Source organism: Aeromonas intestinalis, from assembly GCF_054052485.1.
Genome location: NZ_JBSTYK010000001.1, coordinates 18,638 through 39,904 on the forward strand (window position 1 = coordinate 18,638; position 21,267 = coordinate 39,904).

17 protein-coding genes and 1 tRNA gene are annotated in these 21,267 nt (G+C 61.6%); 6 read left to right on the top strand and 12 right to left on the bottom strand.

Features of this window, described 5'->3' with window-relative positions; translation table 11 throughout:
* Positions 1–67 precede the first annotated feature (67 nt).
* The 4 genes from pstB to tadA form a co-directional block, all read right to left on the bottom strand.
* Positions 68–886, bottom strand: a complete 819-nt coding sequence (gene pstB, locus ACW5W7_RS00090) for a phosphate ABC transporter ATP-binding protein PstB (RefSeq protein WP_349918462.1) — start codon at positions 884–886, stop codon at positions 68–70.
* A 190-nt stretch (positions 887–1,076) separates the two neighbouring features.
* Complete coding sequence (gene pstA, locus ACW5W7_RS00095) at positions 1,077–2,726, bottom strand: phosphate ABC transporter permease PstA (protein ID WP_349918463.1); 1,650 nt, start codon at positions 2,724–2,726, stop codon at positions 1,077–1,079.
* 32 nt (positions 2,727–2,758) lie between these two features.
* The gene (locus ACW5W7_RS00100) at positions 2,759–4,996 is read right to left on the bottom strand and encodes a phosphate ABC transporter permease (RefSeq protein ID WP_349918464.1); all 2,238 of its coding nucleotides are present in this window, start codon (positions 4,994–4,996) and stop codon (positions 2,759–2,761) included.
* 347 nt (positions 4,997–5,343) lie between these two features.
* The gene (gene tadA / locus ACW5W7_RS00105; protein ID WP_456500350.1) at positions 5,344–5,898 is read right to left on the bottom strand and encodes a tRNA adenosine(34) deaminase TadA; all 555 of its coding nucleotides are present in this window, start codon (positions 5,896–5,898) and stop codon (positions 5,344–5,346) included.
* Between the two features lie 230 nt (positions 5,899–6,128).
* Here tadA and ACW5W7_RS00110 point away from each other — a divergent pair.
* From ACW5W7_RS00110 to aceA, 4 genes are all read left to right on the top strand, one after another.
* Positions 6,129–6,205 (top strand) — tRNA-Pro (locus ACW5W7_RS00110).
* Between the two features lie 345 nt (positions 6,206–6,550).
* Entirely contained in the window at positions 6,551–6,685 is a 135-nt protein-coding gene (locus tag ACW5W7_RS00115) for a hypothetical protein (protein WP_349918465.1), read from the top strand.
* Between the two features lie 707 nt (positions 6,686–7,392).
* Positions 7,393–9,000 (top strand): malate synthase A, encoded by a 1,608-nt coding sequence (gene aceB, locus ACW5W7_RS00120; RefSeq protein ID WP_456500351.1) that lies wholly within the window; start codon positions 7,393–7,395, stop codon positions 8,998–9,000.
* Between the two features lie 72 nt (positions 9,001–9,072).
* Positions 9,073–10,386, top strand: a complete 1,314-nt coding sequence (gene aceA / locus ACW5W7_RS00125; protein WP_456500352.1) for an isocitrate lyase — start codon at positions 9,073–9,075, stop codon at positions 10,384–10,386.
* Between the two features lie 103 nt (positions 10,387–10,489).
* Here aceA and hda read toward each other — a convergent pair whose 3' ends face one another.
* The 3 genes from hda to upp form a co-directional block, all read right to left on the bottom strand.
* Positions 10,490–11,191 carry a DnaA inactivator Hda gene (hda, locus tag ACW5W7_RS00130; protein ID WP_010633474.1) on the bottom strand — a complete coding sequence of 234 codons (702 nt, stop codon included), beginning with the start codon at positions 11,189–11,191 and terminating at the stop codon, positions 10,490–10,492.
* A gap of 168 nt (positions 11,192–11,359) precedes the next feature.
* On the bottom strand, positions 11,360–12,397 hold the full coding sequence (locus ACW5W7_RS00135; protein ID WP_456500353.1) for a DUF2066 domain-containing protein: 1,038 nt from the start codon (positions 12,395–12,397) through the stop codon (positions 11,360–11,362).
* 135 nt (positions 12,398–12,532) lie between these two features.
* The gene (gene upp / locus ACW5W7_RS00140) at positions 12,533–13,159 is read right to left on the bottom strand and encodes a uracil phosphoribosyltransferase (RefSeq protein ID WP_434663023.1); all 627 of its coding nucleotides are present in this window, start codon (positions 13,157–13,159) and stop codon (positions 12,533–12,535) included.
* 175 nt (positions 13,160–13,334) lie between these two features.
* Between upp and purM the strand changes: the two genes are divergently transcribed.
* Together purM and purN are read left to right on the top strand one after the other, a co-directional pair.
* Entirely contained in the window at positions 13,335–14,372 is a 1,038-nt protein-coding gene (purM, locus tag ACW5W7_RS00145) for a phosphoribosylformylglycinamidine cyclo-ligase (RefSeq protein WP_349918470.1), read from the top strand.
* A gap of 32 nt (positions 14,373–14,404) precedes the next feature.
* The gene (gene purN, locus ACW5W7_RS00150) at positions 14,405–15,043 is read left to right on the top strand and encodes a phosphoribosylglycinamide formyltransferase (protein WP_456500354.1); all 639 of its coding nucleotides are present in this window, start codon (positions 14,405–14,407) and stop codon (positions 15,041–15,043) included.
* 155 nt (positions 15,044–15,198) lie between these two features.
* On the opposite strand, the gene ACW5W7_RS00155 is transcribed toward purN, so the two are convergent.
* The 5 genes from ACW5W7_RS00155 to ACW5W7_RS00175 all read right to left on the bottom strand — a co-directional run bounded on the left by ACW5W7_RS00155 (position 15,199) and on the right by ACW5W7_RS00175 (position 21,090).
* Positions 15,199–15,960, bottom strand: coding sequence for a Nif3-like dinuclear metal center hexameric protein (locus tag ACW5W7_RS00155; RefSeq protein WP_456500355.1), 762 nt, complete (start codon positions 15,958–15,960; stop codon positions 15,199–15,201).
* Between the two features lie 117 nt (positions 15,961–16,077).
* On the bottom strand, positions 16,078–17,427 hold the full coding sequence (locus tag ACW5W7_RS00160) for a sigma-54-dependent transcriptional regulator (RefSeq protein WP_349918473.1): 1,350 nt from the start codon (positions 17,425–17,427) through the stop codon (positions 16,078–16,080).
* Complete coding sequence (locus tag ACW5W7_RS00165; protein WP_349918474.1) at positions 17,424–18,458, bottom strand: sensor histidine kinase; 1,035 nt, start codon at positions 18,456–18,458, stop codon at positions 17,424–17,426. Before ACW5W7_RS00165 ends, ACW5W7_RS00160 begins: the two co-directional genes overlap by 4 nt.
* Positions 18,459–18,563: 105 nt before the next feature.
* On the bottom strand, positions 18,564–19,985 hold the full coding sequence (locus ACW5W7_RS00170; RefSeq protein ID WP_456500638.1) for a sigma-54 dependent transcriptional regulator: 1,422 nt from the start codon (positions 19,983–19,985) through the stop codon (positions 18,564–18,566).
* Positions 19,986–20,235: 250 nt separating this feature from the next.
* On the bottom strand, positions 20,236–21,090 hold the full coding sequence (locus ACW5W7_RS00175) for a DUF2726 domain-containing protein (protein ID WP_349918475.1): 855 nt from the start codon (positions 21,088–21,090) through the stop codon (positions 20,236–20,238).
* Positions 21,091–21,267: the final 177 nt, after the last annotated feature.

A 21,267-nucleotide genomic window follows, 5' to 3' on the forward strand; every position in this document is an offset into this window, starting at 1 on the left:
CCGACTGCCAATCTGTTCCTGATATTCATGCGCTTCATGGCCCATGCCCCTGTTCCCTGCGACGACCTTAGCCATAACGACCGGTGATGTAGTCTTCGGTCTTCTTCTTGGCCGGGGTGGTGAAGATGGTATTGGTGTTCGAGTATTCGATGAGCTCGCCCATGTACATGAAGGCGGTCTGATCCGACACCCGCGCCGCCTGCTGCATGTTGTGGGTCACGATGACCACGGTGAACTGGCTCTTGAGCTCGTTGATCAGCTCCTCGATGGTCAGGGTGGAGATGGGGTCCAGTGCCGAGGTCGGTTCATCGAGCAGCAGGACTTCCGGCTCGATGGCGATGGCGCGGGCGATGACCAGACGCTGCTGCTGACCACCGGAGAGGCCGAAGGCGTTGTCATGCAGACGATCCTTCACCTCTTCCCACAAGGCCGCGCCGCGCAGGGAACGCTCGGCGGCCTCATCCAGGGTACGTCTGTCGTTGATGCCCTGCAGGCGCAGACCATAGACCACGTTCTCGTAGATGGACTTCGGGAAGGGGTTCGGACGCTGGAACACCATGCCCACCTGACGACGCAGGGCGGAGACGTCCACGCTCTTGTCGTAGATGTTGTGGCCATGCAGCTGGATCTCCCCCTCGATGCGGCAGATATCCACCAGATCGTTCATCCGGTTGATGCAGCGCAGCAGGGTGGATTTGCCGCAGCCAGACGGGCCGATGAAGGCGGTCACCTGCCCTTTGGGGATCTTCATGTTGACGTTGAACAGCGCCTGCTTGTTGCCGTAGTACAGGTTGAGATCCTTGACCTCGAGGGCGGTCTGCTCCGGACTCAGGTTGAGCAGGTCGGTCGCGGTGTGCTGGGTCGAGTTCGGTGTTACGTTGATCATCTGTTGCCTCAAATCGTTTCAAGGTGGCCGGAGCAATTCCAGCGACCGTTTCATGGGTTGCTCTGGATGGCGGCCCCTGGGCCGCACATCGCCAATCTCAGTCTGGATCAGCCGGATCAGTGTTCCAGCGACCGGAATTTCTCGCGCAAGTGGTTGCGGATGCCCGTGATGTCGATCAGGTTCACCTGCATCAATGTTCCAAAGAGCGGAATTTCTCGCGCAGGTGATTGCGAATACCGATGGCGGTCAGGTTCAGACCGACGATCACCGTCACCAGCAGGAAGGAGGTAGCGTAGACCAAGGGGCGCGCCGCCTCGACGTTCGGGCTCTGGAAGCCGACATCATAGATATGGAAGCCCAGGTGCATGAATTTGCGCTCAACGTGCAGGTACGGGAAGTTGCCGTCCATCGGCAGCGTCGGAGCAAGCTTCACCACCCCCACCAGCATCAGGGGGGCCACTTCACCGGCCGCCCGTGCTATGGCCAGGATGAGGCCGGTCATGATGGCCGGGCTCGCCATGGGCAGCACGATGCGCCACAGGGTCTCGGCCTGGGTTGCCCCCAGAGCGAGGGAGCCCTGACGTATGGTACTCGGGATCCGGGCCAGCCCCTCTTCGGTGGAGACGATCACCACCGGCAGGGTCAGGATGGCCAGGGTCAGGGCCGACCAGATGACGCCGGGGGAGCCAAAGGTCGGGCTCGGCAGCGCTTCCGGGTAGAACAGCTGATCCAGGGAGCCGCCAAGGGTATAGACGAAGAAGCCCAGGCCAAACACCCCGTACACGATGGACGGCACACCGGCCAGGTTGATCACCGCGATACGGATGATCTTGGTCAGGCTGTTCTTGCCCGCATATTCGTGCAGGTAGACCGCCGCCACCACCCCGAGGGGGGTCACGATGATAGCCATCAGCAGGACCATGAAGACGGTGCCGAAGATGGCCGGGAAGACCCCGCCCTCGGTGTTCGCTTCACGGGGATCATCGGAGATGAACTTGCCTATCTGATGGAACCAGTGTCCCACCTTGGCCGGCAGGCTCATGTCGTTGGGCCAGACCACATCCAGCACCTTGGACATGGGCATGGTCACCAGCTCGCCGCGCATGTCCTTGACGGTGATGCTGTCTCTGTCTGCCTGGGTGCGCAGGGAGAAGAGCTCCTTCTCCAGCACCTGATAGTTGTCGTTCAGTGCCTTGCGCTCGGCCTCCATCTCGGCCTTGAGTGCATCGGTCAGCTGGCCTTCCAGCTCGGCCTTGCGCTCCTTCAGGCGCAGCCGCTCCAGCTGGTAGTTGATGCTGCCGATGTCACCCTTTTGCAGGTCATTGGCTTTCTCGGACAGCGCGTTGGCGCGCTCCAGCACCCGGATGAGGGCGGGATGCAGATCCTGGCTCAGCGCCTTGCCATCCTCCTTCACCCCGACGATGTAGCCGTAGAAGTTGCCGTTGGTGGTTCGCTCGACCATGGCGAGCTCGGCCGGCTGGGTCTGGGACTGGATGTCCGTCTCCAGGATCCAGCGAAAATCGAGGTCGACGAACTCCCGGTTGCCGGTCTTGACCAGATAGCGGGTCAGCAGCTCGCGCTCCTCCCCCTCCAGAGCCAACCCGGCTGAACGCAGCCGCTCCACCGGTACCAGCTCGCGATCGTTGATCTCGCCGATGAGCACGCTCTTGTTGCCCTGCTCATCCTGCAACTGCCATTCATAGATGGGGTGAGGCCAGAAGTAGACCAGACCACGCCAGCCTATCAGCAGCAACAGGCCCAGTACGGCAACCAGACTCAGGCTGACGGCACCGCCGGTCATCCAGATCCAGGGGGCCCCTGATTTAAACCACTTACCCATTGTCGATTCCTTGTCCATGACAGAGTCGTTCCTTACAGAGAGCTGTATTTTTCACGCAGCCGCTGACGCACGAACTCTGCCAGGGTGTTGAACATAAAGGTGAATACAAACAGGACGAAGGCCGCGAGGAAGAGCACCCGGTAGTGGGAGCTGCCCACTTCCGACTCCGGCATTTCCACGGCGATGTTCGCCGCCAGGGTACGCAGACCCTGGAACATGGAGAAGTCCATGATGGGGGTGTTGCCGGTCGCCATCAGCACTATCATGGTCTCGCCCACGGCGCGGCCAAGGCCCATCATCACGGCCGAGAAGATGCCGGGGCTCGCGGTCAGGATCACCACCCGGCTCAGGGTCTGCCAGGGTGTCGCCCCCAGAGCCAGAGAGCCCTGCGTGAGGTGTTTGGGTACCGAGAAGACCGCATCTTCGGCGATGGAGAAGATGGTGGGGATGACCGCGAAGCCCATGGCGATACCGACCACCAGGGAGTTGCGCTGGTCAAACTTGATGCCCATCTCGTGGGTCAGCCAGATGCGCGAATCCCCGTGCATGAAGGCGTTCTCGATGAGCGGGCTCAAAGAGAAGGCCCCCCAACCGATGACGAGCAGCACCGGAATGAGCAAGATGGCGTGCCAGCCGTCCGGCAGCCAGGTGCGGCCACGCTCCGGCAGGTAGTTCCAGACCAGCGCCGTCAAGAGCATGCCCATGGGCAGCAGGATCAACAGCAGGATGACGCCGGGCAGGGCCCCTTCGATGATGGGGGCAAGCCAGAGACCGGCCAGGAAGCCCAGGATAACGGTCGGCAGGGCCGCCATGATCTCCACCGTCGGCTTGACGTACTTGCGAAGGCCGGCCGACATGAAGTAGGCGGTGTAGATGGCACCGGCCACGCCGAGCGGCACCGCAAACACCATGGCGTAGAAGGAGGCCTTGAGGGTACCGAATACCAGGGGCACCAGGCTCAGTTTGGCCTCGAAATCGTTGCTGGCGGAGGTGGACTGCCAGACGTATTGCGGCTCGGGATAACCCTCGTACCACACCTGTTGCCACAGGGCGGACCAGGTCACCTCGGGGTGATCGTTCTCCACATCAAACAGCTTGAAGCCATCCCCTTGCTGGGCCAGCAAGAGGTTGTGACGGGGAGAGATGGCGAGTGCCGCCAGGGCCCCGCCTTCCACCTTCTCGGTCAGCAGCTTGGCTTCGCCGGTGGCGTGGAAGAAGTTGATGGTGCCATCCTGGGTCGCACTGATGAAGCCCTTTCGAAAATGCTCGGGGGTCAGCAGCGCCACGGCGCCATCGCTCTTGAAGTCACGAATTTGGGTAAACTGGCGCTTGCCATCCTTCGCCACTTCGAACCACTGGGAGATGACGCCGTTGTCATTGCCCACCAGCAGGGAGGAGGCGCCGGAGAGCAGCTCGACCCGGGCCACGTTGGCATCGGGGGCGTTGATCTCCATGACATCGCGCAGGGAGATATCGTTCAGGTTGTGGATGTCGTAAACAGACAGGCGATTGCCATCGCGCACGAACAGGATCCGCAGATTCGGGGTCAGCAGCATCTGATCCACGTGGCGCGGCAGGGAGGGGATGGCGTAGTTTTCACTGCTCCACTCGACTTCCCCGGAGAGGAAATTCTCCTCACCGCTCATCACCGTCATGACGCCACGGCCATCTTCGGTCACGGCGGCGGCGGCCATCTTGTCCTTGGTCGCCTCGAACACCATGCTCGTCAATGCCTTGCCTTGCGGATCCACCACCATGGGCTCATCGCCGAAGGGATGCTGCAGGCTGGGCTCGATGACCCGCACGTCATTGGGATAGGAGACCTTGAAGGAGGGCTGGACCACCAGCGCCTTGCCATCGGCAAAGCCGTAGGCGATGAGCTTCTGGCCCGGTGCCGGGGCGGCGACCGAGGTGATCTGACCGGCCACCTGGCTCTGGCCCAGCACCTGACCCACCTTGAGGTTGCCATCGGCCTGGACGGCGAAGAAGCTGACCTGACCCTGATCGCTGAAGCGATAACCGATCTCGTTCTGCTCCTCGACGCCGAGCCAGGCGGTCTTGCCCTGCACCGGCAGCGTGAAGGAGGAGGTCGCTTCCATGCTGGCGCCATTGAAGATCGGCTTCACCACGTAGAGCAGATAGAAGAAAATAAGCAATAGAGCCACCAGTACCAGACCACCACCCGTGGTGACCCCGTACTTGGCCAACTTGTCCTTGATCCGGCGTTTTCTACTGCCCGCCATGACCAGGTTGATCGATTCCGATGACATGCAAAACCTCAATGTGAGCTAGGCTTGGCGGCATTATATGGCGGTTGCATGACAGTTTTGTTACATGGAGAGGTCGATGGCGCGCTTCTTTTCGGCGCTGGAAAGGGGGCGCTTCTGTCGGGGAATGGGGCGTGCTGCTCCCATCTTATAAAGGCAAAGTACTTGGGTGCGAGAGGAAGGCAAATTGCCCCAATAGATATAGGCAAAACACCTGAAGGCAGGACGAAGGCAAGTAATTCCGCCAGATGATATAGACAAAACCCCTCGGGGCGAGAGGAAGGCAAGTTGCTCCATCAGATATAGGAAAGCCCCAGGGAAACGAGGCGGAGCAGGGTGCCCCGCCCAGATCAGGCGCAGGGGGGGTCCGTCGGCTTGGCGGCCTGCTTCGCCGCCTTCTTCTCGGCGCGGCGCCGCTTGAAGAAGGCCGACAGCTGGGCCGAGCAGGCCTCTGCCAGCACCCCCCCCTGCAGCTCGACGCTGTGATTGTGACGAGGGTCCTGCAGGATCTCGAACACCGAACCCGCCGCCCCCGTCTTCAGATCCCGCGCCCCATAGACCACCCGCTTGACCCGGCTGTGAATGAGGGCGCCAGCGCACATGCAGCAAGGCTCCAGGGTCACGTAGAGGGTGGTGTCGAGCAACCGGTAATTCTGCAGCCGCGTCCCGGCGGCGCGGATCGCCATGATCTCCGCATGGGCGCAGGCGTCGTGCTCGCTGATGGAGCGATTCCACCCCTCTCCCACAACCTCATCGCCCAGCACCAGCACGGCGCCCACCGGGATTTCTCCGATACCTTCCGCCTTGCTGGCCAAGGCCATGGCATGGTGCATCCAGCGCTCGTCTTGTTCTGTCTGGCGAATCTCGTCAGCCTGCTCAGATGGCGTCACTCCCGTTCCTCTCATTCGTCGATCTTGGTGGTTCTGGCCTCGGGAAGAGGGTTTTCGTTGCCGCGACCAGCGGCGTTCAGCCCAGAGGCCGAGTGGGCGGCGATTATGCCAAATCTCCCGCTGCGGCCCAAGTTTCATCATGCCTGGACAATAAAGAAGCAGTCGGCATCTGACTGATAAAAAAGGAGTTGCGTCCGCAGAGCCAGTTCATTAGACTCCTTTCCCGTCAGCCGAGCTGACTCCGTCGGTGTGTAGCGCAGCCAGGTAGCGCATCTGCATGGGGTGTAGAGGGTCGGAGGTTCGAATCCTCTCACACCGACCAAATTCCCCGAAAATAGCCCAGTCCCTCGACTGGGCTATTTTTTTGTCTGCATATTTCCCTCTGGTCTTGTCGCAAAGCATCGCTGACAGCTTTCACCCCGCCATCGCAGCCCGCCACCTTGCCCCATGCCGTACTATCTTCTTCCTCCATGGCGGCTTTCACCGCGCATTCATGCTGCCATCGTTCGAAAACACAGTGCCGGAATGTTTTTTATACAGAACCGCTTGAAGCTTTCTAAAAGTCTCGCTAGGATACGCCACTTTTCCGCCGGCCATATAAACAGGGAGGTGGATATTCGGGTGAGGGAGTCACCGACCGGCTTGCAATCCATTGAGGCAAGCACCCATGACGCAAGCAGTTGATACCCAACCCGACCAACCCCTGCTCCCGACCCCGGCCAGCGAATCGGGCAGCACAGAGCACGGCCATATGGTGCACCTCGACGTGATCGATCTCGCCGCCCCGGATGATGACTATTGAACGGCGGCCAGCCCTCCGGCATGGTCAGCGCCCCCTCCCTGTGGGGCCTCTTTTCCCCATACGCCACCCCCTCTTTAACCGCGCCATTCCCGCCTGGTCAAAATAACGACAAAACGCTAACAAATCATTTAATTACAGCATAATCAGCTGCCTTATTGCCTTATCCTCCCTCCCCCCGGTCATCGGCGCTTTGATACAAACCTACGTTATTGCCCGTCATTTTCAGAGACTTTCCCTGCCTGCGTCACACCACCGCATTTCAGACATTTGGTTTTAAACAGCAGTTCATCACCGAGCTCTCTTCTGAGCTGGATGCCAACTGGATTCACCACAGATATTTCATACGGATGTTTTTTAAAAGTCTGGAGTTAGGTCGGGATTTGTTTTTGCATTGGTAATTTTATTACGTAATTAATTACATTTTTGACACCTCCTGACCTCTCCTTCCCCTCCCCCTGGCGAGGCTGGGATGCGAGAGCATAACCATCTGCAAAGAGCTTTTGCACTAACCACATAAATCCTTTTAAAACATCATCTTAACCATCTGTAAAAAACAGGTGTTTTAAAAATACGGTTGACGGCACGGGTAATCTTTTGCACCTTATGAGTCATGTTGCCCCGCTGTTACAGGGCCTTTAAGAAAAACAGGGATCGACGTTAGTCGTAGTTAATAAGTTCAAAATGTAACTTTCAAAGGAGTGAACCCTATGTCGGCACCGGCCCAGACCATCAGCAGCACCCGTCTGCGTATGCAAGGCGAAATGCTTCCCGAGTACGCGCAAATCCTGACGCCGGATGCGGTGGCCCTGGTATCCGAACTGGTGGAGCGCTTCGCCCCCCAGCGCAATGAACTGCTCAAGCAGCGCGTGGCCCGCCAGGCGCGCATCGACGGCGGTGAATTACCCGATTTCCTGCCAGAGACGGCCCATATCCGCGAGGGAGACTGGACAGTGCGCGGCATCCCCGCCGATCTGCAGGATCGCCGGGTGGAAATCACCGGTCCGGTGGAGCGCAAGATGGTGATCAACGCCCTCAACGCCAACGTGAAGGTGTTCATGGCGGATTTCGAGGACTCATTGGCGCCGGCCTGGAATAAGGTGATCGAGGGTCAGATCAACCTGCGCGACGCGGTCAATGGCACCATCGCCTACCAGAGTCCGGAAGGGAAATCCTATGCCCTCAAGGCAGATCCCGCCCTGCTCATCTGCCGGGTGCGCGGCCTGCACCTGCCGGAGAAACACGTCACCTTCGACGGTGCGCCCATCCCCGGCGGCCTGTTCGACTTCGCCCTCTACTTCCTGCACAACCACAAGGCGCTGCTGGCCAAGGGCTCGGGCCCCTACTTCTACCTGCCGAAACTCCAGAGCCACCTGGAAGGTCGTTGGTGGAGTGAGGTGTTCGCCTGGACCGAAGACAGATTCGGCCTGCCCCGCGGCACCATCAAGGCCACCGTGCTCATCGAAACCCTGCCGGCGGTGTTCGAGATGGATGAGCTGCTCTATCAGATGAAGGATCACATCGTCGCACTCAACTGCGGCCGCTGGGACTACATCTTCAGCTACATCAAGACGCTCAAGAACCACCCCGACCGCGTCCTGCCCGATCGCCAGGTGGTCACCATGGACAAGCCCTTCCTGTCGGCTTACTCCCGCCTGCTGATCAAGACCTGCCACAAGCGAGGTGCCCTGGCCATGGGCGGCATGGCGGCCTTCATTCCGGCCAAGGATCCGGCGGTGAACGCCGAGGTGTTTGCCAAGGTGAAGGCGGACAAGGAGCGCGAGGCCAGCAACGGCCACGACGGCACCTGGGTGGCTCACCCCGGCCTCGCCGATACCGCCATGGCCGTGTTCAACGCCGCCATCCCGGCCGGATCGCCCAACCAGTTGACCGTGCTGCGCGAGCAGGATGCCCCCATCACCGCCGCCGAGCTGCTGGCTCCCTGTGAGGGCGAGCGTACCGAGGCGGGCATGCGCACCAACATCCGGGTCGCCCTGCAATATCTGGAAGCCTGGATCAACGGCAACGGCTGTGTGCCCATCTACGGCCTGATGGAAGATGCGGCCACCGCCGAGATCTCCCGCACCTCCATCTGGCAATGGATCCGCCACGGCAAGAGTCTGTCAAACGGCCAGGTGGTGACCAAGGATCTGTTCCGCCAGATGCTGGCCGAGGAGCTGGTGGTGGTCAAAGGCGAAGTGGGCGAAGCCCGCTGGCAGGCCGGCCGCTTTGCCGAGGCGAGCGAGCTGATGGAGCAGATCACCTGCGCCGATACCCTGATCGATTTTCTGACGCTGCCCGGTTACGAGCGGCTCTGAAGCTGAGCCCCTCGCGGGGCCTACCAATAACAAGTCAATGGACACGTGAAATCAATGAAAGAGGGAACTGATATGGCACTGACCCGTGAGCAACAGATCCAGGCTATCGAGAAAGACTGGGCAGAGAACCCCCGCTGGAAAGGGATCAAACGCGGCTACAGCGCCGAAGACGTGGTGAACCTGCGCGGCAGCTTGCAGCCGGTGCATACCCTGGCCCAGCGCGGTGCCGACAAGCTGTGGGAACTGATCCACGGCGGCGCCAAGAAGGGCTACGTCAACTGCCTCGGCGCCCTGACCGGCGGCCAGGCGGTGCAACAGGCCAAGGCGGGCATCGAGGCGATTTACCTCTCCGGCTGGCAGGTGGCGGCGGATAACAACCTCTCCTCCACCATGTATCCGGATCAGTCCCTCTATCCGGCCAACTCGGTGCCGTCCGTGGTGGAGCGCATCAACAACTCCTTCGCTCGCGCCGACCAGATCCAGTGGGCCAACAAGGTAGGTCCACAGGACAAGGGCTTCATCGACTACTTCCTGCCCATCGTAGCGGATGCCGAAGCCGGTTTCGGCGGCGTGCTGAACGCGTTTGAACTGATGAAGGGGATGATCGAAGCGGGCGCCGCTGGCGTGCACTTCGAGGATCAGCTGGCCTCCGTCAAGAAGTGCGGCCACATGGGCGGCAAGGTGCTGGTACCGAGCCAGGAAGCGGTGCAAAAGCTCATCGCGGCTCGTCTGGCGGCCGACGTCTGTGGCACCACCACCCTGGTGATCGCCCGCACCGACGCCAACGCGGCGGATCTGCTGACCACGGATGCAGATCCGTACGATGCAGGCTTCCTGACCGGTGAGCGCACCGCTGAAGGCTTCTACAAGGTGCAGGCCGGCATCGAGCAGGCCATCTCCCGCGGGCTGGCCTACGCCCCCTACGCCGACATGGTGTGGTGTGAAACCGCCAAGCCGGATCTGGAGGAGGCGCGCAAGTTTGCCGAGGCCATCAAGGCCCAGTACCCGGACAAGATCCTGGCCTACAACTGCTCCCCGAGCTTCAACTGGAAGAAGAACCTGGACGATGCCACCATCGCCCGCTTCCAGCAGGAGCTGTCCGACATGGGCTACAAGTACCAGTTCATCACCCTGGCGGGTATCCACAACATGTGGTTCCACATGTACGAGCTGGCCTACCAGTACGCCCGTGGTGAAGGGATGAAGCACTACGTCGAGATGGTGCAGCAGCCCGAGTTCGCCGCCGCCGAGCGGGGCTACACCTTCGTGGCGCACCAGCAGGAGGTGGGAACCGGTTACTTCGACAAGGTGACCACCGTCATCCAGGGCGGCCAGTCCTCGGTGACCGCCCTGACCGGCTCCACCGAAGAAGATCAGTTCCACTGATAACTTACGGATAGCAATAAAAAACCCCGGCCTGGAGCCGGGGTTTCTTTTTGTGTTGTTTCTCACCCACCGTGAGTCGGCCCCAGGCCATATCAGCGCGGGATCAGAGCTCGAGGATCTCTTTGACAAAGGGTATGGTCAGCTTGCGCTTGGCACGAAAGGAGGCGTTGTCGAGCTGATTCAAGGTCGTGAGCAGGGTGCGCATGTCGCGCGACAGCCGGTTGAGCAGGAAGCGACCCACGTCGATGGGGAGCTTGAAGCCCCGCAGTTCGGCGCGCAGCTGCAGGGCACTGAGCTTGCCTTCGTCATCGAGTTCGTCCAGATGGAAACTCACCCCCCAGTCGAGGCGGGAGGCGAGATCCGGCAGTTGCAGCCCCAATTTACGCGGCGCACTGCAGCCCGTCACCACCAGGGTTCCCTCTCCCTTCTCTTTCCAGCGGTTGTAGAAATCGAACAGGGCGCGCTCCCAGAGCGCATTGCCGGCGATGGCCTCCAGGCTGTCGAGACAGACCAGGGGCAGACTCTCGAGGGCGTCGAGCATGCTGGGATCCAGCTGTTCGAACTGATCGAGGGAGAGGTAGGCGGCGGCGGCATCCCTGGCGTTGACTTCGGCGCAGGTGGCATGAAGCAGGTGGGAGCGTCCGGAGCCCTTGGCTCCCCAAAAATAGAGGAAAGGTGAGCCCTGACCAATGGCCGCATTCTTGAGGGCAGTGATCAGATGGGCGTTATTGCCGGGATAAAAACTGACGAAGGTTTCATCATCCGGTAATTGTACGGCTAAAGACAGTTGGGCCGGTTGCTTCACTCGTTGGGCTTTGACTGTGATATTTGTGCCCAAGTGTATCATTGCAGTGGCGGATAGAGAACCGCCCGGGCCAGGCCGGGCGGTGTGGATCCTCAACAAGGATCCAGGATGCGACCATGAGTGGCGCATCTTGCCCTCCATGGCGGGGAGCCAGATCCTCAAACAGGATCAGGGCTGGGACCACTGATAGCGCAGGCCCTGCTCATTGTCTTCCACCTGATGCAGCCGGCTCTCCAGTTGCAACCCGCGCACCAGCTCGGCCTTGTCCCCTTGCAGTGTGAGGTTGAAGGTGACCTTGTCCCCTTCCAGCTTGCCGATCGCCACCTTGGTGACCGTGGCCATGCCTTGCAGCATCTTCTGCATCTGGATCATGCCATCGATGCCGGACAAGCCTTCCACCACCAGCGTCTGGCTGGAGACCACGCCCGAGATGCGCGTGCCATAGCTCTGTACCAGCCAGCCGGCCAGGGCATCGGCGAAGCCTTGTGCCACCTCGGCCTGGGTACCGGAACCCGACCCCTTGGTCAGTTCGGTCAGCTCACCGCCCTGGGCGCCCGGCTTGGTGCCGTAGAGCCCCCAGTCGATGCTCCACTTGCCCTCTTCCTTGTCATCAGGCGACAGCTTGCCGAGCACCACCATCTCGGCGCCGTAGCGCTGGCTGGCGGCCAGGATGGGATCGGCAAAGCGTCCCCACACATCGGTGGCGTTGACCGCCATGTTGTCATCCAAATCCATCAGAGGAATGCTCACCGGCAGTCCCATGGCCTGGGTCTGGGCCCGCAATGCCGCCGCCCAGCCATCGCTGGACTGATCCGCCAGGATGCGGCGCTCCCCCTGATCCACCACCAGCCAGATGGCCATCTGCGGGCGTGCAGGCCCGAGCAGGGCAAACTTGCTTTGGCCGATCAGGGCGTTGACCTTGGCGACGTTGAAGTCGGCCTTGAGAAACTTGACCGGCCCCACATCCTGATAGCCATATTGCTGCACATAGTCGGCGGGGGCCGCCAGCGCCTTGGCCACCTCGGGCTGGGCCAGGATGTCGCGCTTGCCACTCACCTTGATGAGCACCTCCCCCAATGCCTGGGACTGGGCGGCAGCCGTATCACCACTGGTCGGCGCCTTGCCCTGATAGAGATCGCTCACCTGGGCGGCCGACACCACCAAGGGCAGACAACAGCAGAGAAATGTTGCTAAGCGTTTCAGCATAAAGAAGATTCTCGAAATGGGAGATGGTGCTTATGGTAGCGGCAAGGCCGCTTTATCAGCAAGGCAAGCGGCCAGTACAACACCAAAAAGCGTATAGCCGGCACGAGGCCGGCTCCACGGAGAGACAATCAGGACTTACTTGGTACCGAAGATCTTGTCACCGGCATCGCCGAGACCGGGCACGATATAGCCCTTCTCGTTCAGCCCCTGATCGATAGAGGCGCAGTAAAGCTCCACGTCCGGGTGGGCGGCTTCCAGCGCCTTGATGCCTTCCGGGGCGGCAACCAGCACCAGCACCTTGATGGACTGGCAGCCCTTCTTCTTGAGGAGATCGATGGTGGCGATCATGGAGCCGCCGGTGGCCAGCATGGGGTCGATGACCAGGGCCAGACGCTCCTCGATGTTGCTGACGATCTTCTCGAAATAGGGGACCGGCTGCAGAGTCTCTTCGTCGCGGTAGATACCGACCACGCTGACACGGGCACTCGGCATGTGCTCGAGCACACCGTCCATCATGCCAAGACCGGCGCGCAGGATGGGCACTACGGTGACCTTCTTGCCCTTGATCTGGTCAACTTCTACTGGCCCGTTCCAGCCATCGATGGTAACCTTCTCCGTTTCGAAGTCAGAGGTCGCTTCGTAGGTCAACAAACTGCCCACTTCTTTGGCCAGTTCACGGAAACGCTTGGTGCTGATATCGCCTTCACGCATCAGACCGATCTTGTGCTTGACCAGGGGGTGTTTGACTTCAACGACTTTCATTATTATCTCCTCTAACTGCCGCAAAAAAATCGCGGAATCATACAACAAAAGCCGCCGCTTGTAGAGCTTTTCCACGCAAAAACGCGCAAACGATTTCCTTTCTGCTTTTACCCCGCCGCTGGTAGAATACGCCCCGAATTTTACCCTCCACTTGTTTATATGACGGGGAATACGCGTGACTGACAAAACCTCACTGAGCTACAAGGATGCTGGCGTAGATATCGATGCCGGCAATGCACTGGTTGAACGTATCAAGGGCGTGTCAAAGCGCACTCGTCGTCCTGAAGTCCTTGGTGGTCTTGGCGGCTTTGGAGCCCTGTGTCAGATCCCTGCTGGCTACAAGGAGCCGGTGCTGGTCTCGGGCACCGACGGGGTGGGCACCAAGCTGCGTCTCGCCATCGATCTGAAGAAGCACGACACCGTGGGCATCGATCTGGTGGCCATGTGCGTCAATGACCTGATCGTGCAAGGCGCCGAACCCCTCTTCTTCCTCGACTACTACGCCACCGGCAAGCTGGACGTGGACACCGCCGCCGCCGTGGTGACCGGCATTGGCACCGGTTGCGAGCAGTCAGGCTGTGCCCTGGTGGGCGGTGAGACCGCCGAGATGCCGGGCATGTACGAAGGGGAAGACTACGACATCGCCGGTTTCTGCGTCGGCGTGGTGGAAAAAAGCGAGATCATCGACGGCAGCAAGGTCGGTGATGGGGATGCCCTGATCGCCCTGGCCGCAAGCGGTCCCCACTCCAACGGCTTCTCCCTCATCCGCAAGATCCTGGAAGTCTCCAAGGCCGACGTGCATCAGCCGCTGGCTGATACCACCCTGGCCAACGCCCTGCTGGAGCCGACCCGTATCTACGTGAAACCCGTGCTCAAGCTCATCAAGGAGTGCGAAATTCACGCCCTCTCCCACATCACCGGCGGTGGTTTCTGGGAGAACATCCCCCGCGTATTGCCCGCTGGCACCCAGGCGGTGATCGACGAGCAGAGCTGGCAGTGGCCGGCGGTGTTCAGCTGGCTGCAGCAGGCTGGCAACGTCACCCGCCACGAGATGTATCGCACCTTCAACTGCGGCGTCGGCATGATCATCGCCCTGCCGGCGGATCAGCTGGAGAAAGCCCTGACCCTGCTCAAGGCCGAGGGTGAGAATGCCTGGCACATCGGCCATATTGCCAAGGCGGCCGAGGGTGAGGAGCAGGTCATCATTCAATGAGTGACCAGAGCCACGGCCAAATGGCCTCCCCGATGAAACGCATCCTGGTGCTGATCTCCGGCAGCGGCAGCAACCTGCAGACCATCCTGGACCATTGCGCCAGCGGCAAGATTGCGGGCCAGGTGGTCGGTGTCATCAGCAACAAGGCCGATGCCTATGGGCTGGTGCGCGCCGAGCAGGCCGGGGTGGCCACCAGCGTGCTGGCCCAGCAGCAGTTTGCCTGCCGGGAGGATTACGATCTCGCCCTGCAGGGGCTGATGGCGGGTTATCAGCCGGATCTGGTGGTATTGGCGGGCTTTATGCGGATCCTGAGCGGCGAGCTGGTGCGCCACTTCGCCGGGAAGATGATCAACATCCACCCCTCCCTGCTGCCGAAGTATCAGGGGCTGCACACCCATCAGCGCGCCATCGATGCCGGTGACGAGGAACACGGTGCCAGCGTCCACTTCGTCACCGAGGAGCTGGACGGCGGCCCCGTCATCCTGCAGGCCCGTGTTCCCATCTTCGAAGGGGATGAGGCCGATGAGGTGGCAGCTCGGGTGCAGGCCCAGGAGCACAGCATCTATCCCCTGGTGGTGCAGTGGTTCTGTGAAGGCCGCCTGCAGATGCAGGAGGGAACCGCCTTCCTGGATGCTGCGGCGCTCGGCCCGGCGGGTTATGCCAGCGAATAAGCCGACCCCGTTCCGACAGATGAAAAAAGGAGGCCGATGGCCTCCTTTTTATTGTTTAAAACACGCAATTCTCAGCATTTTAGCAAATCAAAAACCAATAACTCAGCGCAGTCATCTACCACAATGGCATCAGACAGTGCGATACGCTGCCGCGCCTAGACCGGATTATCGATGTCGATAAAGGTCACATCCAGCCCATGCACGGTGGCGAGCCACTCCCCCAGCGCCTTGACGCCGTAGCGTTCGGTGGCGTGATGCCCGGCGGCATAGAAGTGCATGCCCATCTCGCGGGCGGTGTGGATGGTCTGCTCCGAGGCCTCCCCCGAGATGAAGGCGTCGATGCCCTGCTCCGCCGCCTGGCTGATGTAGCTCTGGCCGCCGCCGGTGCACCAGGCCACCGAACGGATAAGCTCGGGGCCGCTGTCGCCGCAATGGAGCGGCTCACGGCCGAGCCGCTCGGCGATGAGCGCTGCAAAATCAGAGCCGCTCATGGGCTCCTCCAGCTTGCCCACCATGGCCACGCTCTTGCTGTTCCAGGGTTCGAGGCCGCGGCGCACCTTGATGCCGAGCAGCTTGGCGAGCTGGGCGTTGTTGCCCACCTCGGGGTGCACATCGAGCGGCAGGTGATAGGCGAACAGGTTGATGTCGTGGGTCAGCAATGTCTTGAGGCGGCGCTGCTTCATGCCGGTGACCTGAGCCGGTTCGCCGCTCCAGAAGTAGCCGTGATGAACCAGGATGGCGTCGGCGTTGGCCGCCACCGCCGCATCGAGCAGAGCCTGGCTGGCGGTGACGCCGGTCACCACCTTGCGGATGCGCTCACGCCCCTCCACCTGCAGGCCGTTGGGGCAGTAATCCTTGATGGCGTGAGGTTCGAGCAGGTGGTTGAGCAGGGATTCCAGTTTTCGATGAGAGATCATGGGGGTCTCCTAACAGGGGCCCGCGCCAGCCATGGCGCCGTGAGCCCGGATACGGAACATCAGGCCCCCATGATAATCGAGCCGGGCCTCCAAGGCCACGGCGCAGGCCGCTAGGTGTCAGGCGGGCAGCTCGATGCCTGCGTCCCGCATCTGTGCCAGCTTGTAGCGCAGGGTGCGCGGGCTGATACCGAGCCTGTCGGCCACCGCCTTGCGGCTGCCGTTGCACTCCTGCAGGGTATCGAGAATGATCTGGTGCTCCTGCAATTTCAACTCGCTACCGAGCCCCTCGCTCGCGGCCGGCCGCTCCAGCGGGCGTACCAGCCCCTCGCTCATCTCCTCGTCGCTCTCTTCGAGCAGCAGCTCAGCCTCCCCGATCACCCCGTCCGGGCTCAGGATCAGGGCGCGCTGCACCACGTTGTCGAGCTCGCGCACGTTGCCGGGCCAGCCATGGGCCAGCAGCCGGGACTTGGCGCTCTCCTTGAGCCGTGGGGCGGGCAGCCCCATCTGGCTGGCGTGCAGTGCCAGCAGGTGCTCGGCCAGGGGAAGGATGTCGCCGGGCCGCTCCCAGAGCGCGGTCCAGCGCAGGGGAAAGACGTTGAGACGGTAGTAGAGATCCTCACGAAACAGCCCATCCTGCACCGCCTTCTTGAGATCCCGGTTGCTGGTGGCGATGACCCGCACGTCCAGCGGGATCATCTTGCGGCTGCCGAGCCGCTCCACCTCTTTCTCCTGCAGCACCCGCAGCAGCTTGGCCTGCAGGCCGAGATCCATCTCGGTGATCTCGTCGAGCAGCAGAGTCCCGCCCTGGGCCTGTTCAAACTTGCCGGGGCAGCCCTGCACGGCACCGGTGAAGGCCCCCTTCTCGTAGCCAAACAGGGTCGCTTCCAGCATGTTCTCCGGAATGGCGGCGCAGTTGATGGCGATGAAGGTCTGCTCGGCACGGCTGGAGTTGTCGTGGATATAGCGGGCCAGCACCTCCTTGCCGGTACCGCTTGGGCCCGTCACCATGACGGTGGCCTCGCTGCGCGCCACTCGGGTCGCCAGCTGGAACAGCTCGGCGGTCTTGGGATCCCCATGGACCACGGCCCGTTTTTCGATCTTCTGGGGCGGCACGTAGCGGCTCACCTGATTGAGCAGCACCTCGGGGGAGAAAGGCTTGGCGAGATAGTCGATGGCCCCCTCCCGCATGGCGCGCACCGCGCCGTCGATGTTGGCGTAGGCGGTCATCAGCAGCACGGGTACCTGGGGATATTGCTGGCGAATGTTGGCCAGCAGAGTCAGGCCATCCATGCCCCCCATCTGGATATCCGAGATCACCATGTCAAAGCTCTGGCGAGAGAGGGCCAGCAGGGCCCGCTCGCCGCTGTCGGCCTCACGGCACTCGTAACCGCCGAGCAGCAGGGTATCCACCAGGGCCTCGCGCAGGCCGCTGTCATCTTCCACTACCAGAATGCGGGCCTGGGTCATGCCACACCTCCAAGGCGTACCACCGCCTGATGCAGCGGGAATGAGAGGGTAAAGCAGGTGCCCTCACCGGGCACGGAGGCGACGCTGACCTCCCCCTGGTGAGCCCGCACCACGGATTGCACCACCGCCAGGCCAAGGCCGGTGCCCTGGGAGCGGGTGGTGAAGAAGGGTTCGAAGATCTGGCCAAGCAGCTTGGCGGGCATCCCCTTGCCGTTGTCGAGGATACGCAGTTCCACCCGGGCACCGCTGCGCACCGCGCTCACCAGCAGGGAGGTCGCCCCCGCCTGCTGGGCGTTGGCGATCAGGTTGTTGATGGCGCCGGCCAGGGCGCTGTTATTGGCCAGCAGGCAGAGATCTGGTTCCGGCGCCTCCATGTGCAGGGTGCAGCCCTGCTGCTGGCAGAAAGCCTCGGCCCCCGCCTGCACTTCGGCCAGCAGCCCCTGTACCGAGACCGGCGCGACCACCTGGTTGTCGCCGTTGCGGGCGAACAGCAGGATATCGTTGATCTGCTTTTCCAGATCCTGCAGCCGCGCCATCAGCTTTTGCTGGAACTGACTGCGGGATTCGGGCTTGAGGGTGCGGTTCGCGAGGTTGGCCGCATAGAGCATGGCGGCGGAGAGAGGGGTGCGGATCTGGTGGGCCAGGGTGGCGGCCATGTTGCCGAGGGCCGACAGCCGCTTCATGTGGTTGACCCTGTCCTGCAACTGACGGGTCTCGGTGAGATCCGTGATGAACACCAGCTGGCCCGGTTGATCCGCCAGCGGCTGGGTCGAGAGCTGGACCCGGCGACCATCCCGCAGGGAGATCTCGTGTCCATCGTCCTCACGGGGATGGAAGCTGCGGGCGATGATCTCGCGCCAGGGCTGTCCCTCCAGCGGCTCCCCCAGCAGGGCCAGGGCGGCCGGGTTGGCGCGGGTGATGCAGCCCTCCCCATCCAGCAGCAACACGCCGGTCGGCAGTGCCTGGAAGATGGCGTAGAGCTGGCTCACCTCGTGAGACTGGAGCGGATTGTCCTGCTGGAGCATTGTCATAAACCTGACCTCAAACTGGGTTTGGGGTAAGCCTATTCAATTTCCATGCCAGTAAAATACTCATTAAATATCAATAAGTTGAACTCTCGCGTCAAAGCCTTGACCTCAGGCTTCCTTGCTCATGCCGTATTTCTTCATCTTCTCCACCAGGGTGGTGCGGCGCATGCTGAGCAGGTCGGCGGCGCGGGCCACCACCCCGTCCTGGGACTCCAGGGCCTGACGGATCAGCTCCACCTCGAGATCCGCCAGCATCTCCTTGAGGTTGACCCCCTCCTGAGGCAGCTGCATGGGCAGCGCCACGGCAGCCGGAGCGTCCAGCTCGGGGGTGCTCTGGAACACGGCGGCCAGGGCATCCCGCTCGTCCATCTCGGTGAGACGCTCGTCTCTCGGCTCGCAGGGGAGCAGACGGTAGCGGCCGGGCAAGTCCGCCACATCCACGATCTGGTTCGGATAGAGGATGAGCAAGCGTTCGATGAGGTTCGAAAGCTCGCGCACATTGCCCGGCCAGGAGTACTGCATCAGGGACTCCATGGCGCGCTGGGTCAGACGGATGATGCTCTTGTGCTGCTCCGCGTGGCGATTGAGCAGCTCCTGCAGCAGCAGGGGAATGTCGTCGGAGCGCTCGCGCAGGGGGGGTGTCTCGATGGGGAAGACATTGAGGCGGTAATAGAGATCTTCCCGGAACACCTGGGTGCGGATCATCGTCTCCAGATCCCGGTGGGTGGCGGCGATGACGCGCACGTCCGCCTGCACCGGCTTGCCGCCGCCGACCCGATCAAACTGGCGCTCCTGCAGCACCCGCAGCAGCTTGACCTGCATGGGCAGCGGCATGTCGCCGATCTCGTCGAGGAAGAGGGTGCCGCCCTGGGCCAGTTCGAAGCGGCCACGACGGGCGGCGATGGCGCCGGTGAAGGCCCCCTTCTCATGACCAAACAGCTCGCTCTCCAGCAGTTCTGCCGGGATGGCGCCGCAGTTGATGGGCACGAAGGGGCCACTGCTGCGGGCAGAGAGTTCGTGGATGGCGCGAGCCACCACCTCCTTGCCGGTGCCGGATTCACCCAGGATCAGCACGTTGGCGTCGGTTTCCGCCACCTGGCCGATGAGGCGACGCACCTCCTGAATGCCCCTGCCCTTGCCCACCAGCAGGCGCAACAGGGCCTGGCCCTTGTCGTGCAGTTGCTGGCGAGGATGGAGGGAGAGGAAAGCCTGACAGAAGTGCAGGTGACGGGTCAGGGATTCATAGGTGAAGGGCTCGTCGCTGCCACCGATGAAGTTGCTATTGGGGTGATCCGCCTGCTGCAGGGAGAGAAAGGGGATGCGGGGGAAGGCCCCGAGCAGCTCGATGAGGGGGCGCTCAAGCAACTCGCCCGTCAGGATCCCTTGCAGGGGTCCCGAGGACTCCACTGCCATGTCGAGATCGCCCTCATCCACTTCCTGCCACGGGATCCCCATGAAGGAGAGCACAGTACCCAGTTGCAAACGCCGCTGTTCATCGGCATCGACAATCAATACCCCCATCGCCATCATATCCATCCTGTCGAAGCCTCTAAAATATCTTATTGTTTTTTAAGTATTTTATATGGGCGTATCCATGCGCCGCCCATAGTGTCAATGCCGCACAAGGTGCCAAAATTCTGGCGGATTGTCAAAAGTTGTCGCGTCTTGCCCGCCTCTCTGTGGACGGGATCACGGTACGGGCATCTTGCCAGCGGGGTAAGAATAGAAGATGACAGGGGACTATCAAAAAAGAAGGGTCCACAAGGGACCCTCTGGGATGTCAGTGATGCATCTGCTCCCGGGGAGCGGCGTAGCGACATTGCGGGAAGCGGCTGCAGGCGAGGAACAGGCGGCCGGCATGGGGGCCCTTCTTGGCCTCCCGCTCCACCAGCAGGGCGTCGCAGCGCGGGCAGTGGGGCTGCGCCTGGGGACGCTCTTCCTCCTCCTCCAGGTCGCTGAACAGGTTGTCCAGCAGCTCGGGTTCCGGCATCCCTTTCTCCGGCGTCACAGTGGCGATCCCGGGCTGCGGGCTGACCGATTTGTGTCCGTGATGGCTCTCGCTCAGATCCACCCCATCCAGTTGCAGCGGATTGAAGGTCGGCTCGCGCCGCTCACCGGGCAGCAGATCCTCGGCAGGGGCCGTCGTCCTGGCAAGCAGCGGCAGCAGCTGTTCACGCAGATCCTCCACCTGATAGTGGCTGCTGGCAGGGATCTGCAGCAGCGGCAGGCCGGCGCTGTCGCAGGCCTCTTTCAGGAATTGATCCCGGGCCTTGCGCTTCTGGTGGCGATGGGAGCTGTCATCGAGCTCGACCGCGCAGAGGAAGGAGAGATCCCCCGGGTGGCAGAGCAGGTAGTCAAAATGCTTGGCGCTGATCTTGTTGAACGCTTGTTGCCACTTGCTCTTGCCCATGCGCGCCTCGGGCGTCAGCACGTCCGCCACCCGCACCTTGGCGAAGACCCGCGCCTTGTCACCCACAGCAAGGCTCAGCACCCCAAGGAAGGAGCGCTCCGCCGGGCTGAACAGAGTTTCCTGCAGATCATAGGGCAACGTCTTGCCCTGCTTGCCACGGGACCAGAAGATCGCCAGCAGCAGGAGCACCAATAACACCAATCCCGATACGACAAGGGTATTCATGAGGGTACTGTCCAATTCACACAATGAGAGAGAAGGAGCGCCACTTTACCACAGGGGCAAGAGGGCGCGCATCGCCCGCAGAAGGGCGAGCTCGGGGATCGGGGTTTTTCATGGGTTTTACGCACGGCGGGGCTTCATATGACCTGCCACAGCAGGCACAATGCTGGTGGAACTCAT

Coding starts and splice junctions, on each gene's coding strand:
- pstB (WP_349918462.1), bottom strand. CDS start 886: ATGATCAACGTAACACCGAACTCGACCCAGCACACCGCGACCGACCTG.
- pstA (WP_349918463.1), bottom strand. CDS start 2,726: ATGGGTAAGTGGTTTAAATCAGGGGCCCCCTGGATCTGGATGACCGGC.
- ACW5W7_RS00100 (WP_349918464.1), bottom strand. CDS start 4,996: ATGTCATCGGAATCGATCAACCTGGTCATGGCGGGCAGTAGAAAACGC.
- tadA (WP_456500350.1), bottom strand. CDS start 5,898: ATGAGAGGAACGGGAGTGACGCCATCTGAGCAGGCTGACGAGATTCGC.
- ACW5W7_RS00115 (WP_349918465.1), top strand. CDS start 6,551: ATGACGCAAGCAGTTGATACCCAACCCGACCAACCCCTGCTCCCGACC.
- aceB (WP_456500351.1), top strand. CDS start 7,393: ATGTCGGCACCGGCCCAGACCATCAGCAGCACCCGTCTGCGTATGCAA.
- aceA (WP_456500352.1), top strand. CDS start 9,073: ATGGCACTGACCCGTGAGCAACAGATCCAGGCTATCGAGAAAGACTGG.
- ACW5W7_RS00135 (WP_456500353.1), bottom strand. CDS start 12,397: ATGCTGAAACGCTTAGCAACATTTCTCTGCTGTTGTCTGCCCTTGGTG.
- upp (WP_434663023.1), bottom strand. CDS start 13,159: ATGAAAGTCGTTGAAGTCAAACACCCCCTGGTCAAGCACAAGATCGGT.
- purN (WP_456500354.1), top strand. CDS start 14,405: ATGAAACGCATCCTGGTGCTGATCTCCGGCAGCGGCAGCAACCTGCAG.
- ACW5W7_RS00155 (WP_456500355.1), bottom strand. CDS start 15,960: ATGATCTCTCATCGAAAACTGGAATCCCTGCTCAACCACCTGCTCGAA.
- ACW5W7_RS00160 (WP_349918473.1), bottom strand. CDS start 17,427: ATGACCCAGGCCCGCATTCTGGTAGTGGAAGATGACAGCGGCCTGCGC.
- ACW5W7_RS00165 (WP_349918474.1), bottom strand. CDS start 18,458: ATGACAATGCTCCAGCAGGACAATCCGCTCCAGTCTCACGAGGTGAGC.
- ACW5W7_RS00170 (WP_456500638.1), bottom strand. CDS start 19,985: ATGATGGCGATGGGGGTATTGATTGTCGATGCCGATGAACAGCGGCGT.
- ACW5W7_RS00175 (WP_349918475.1), bottom strand. CDS start 21,090: ATGAATACCCTTGTCGTATCGGGATTGGTGTTATTGGTGCTCCTGCTG.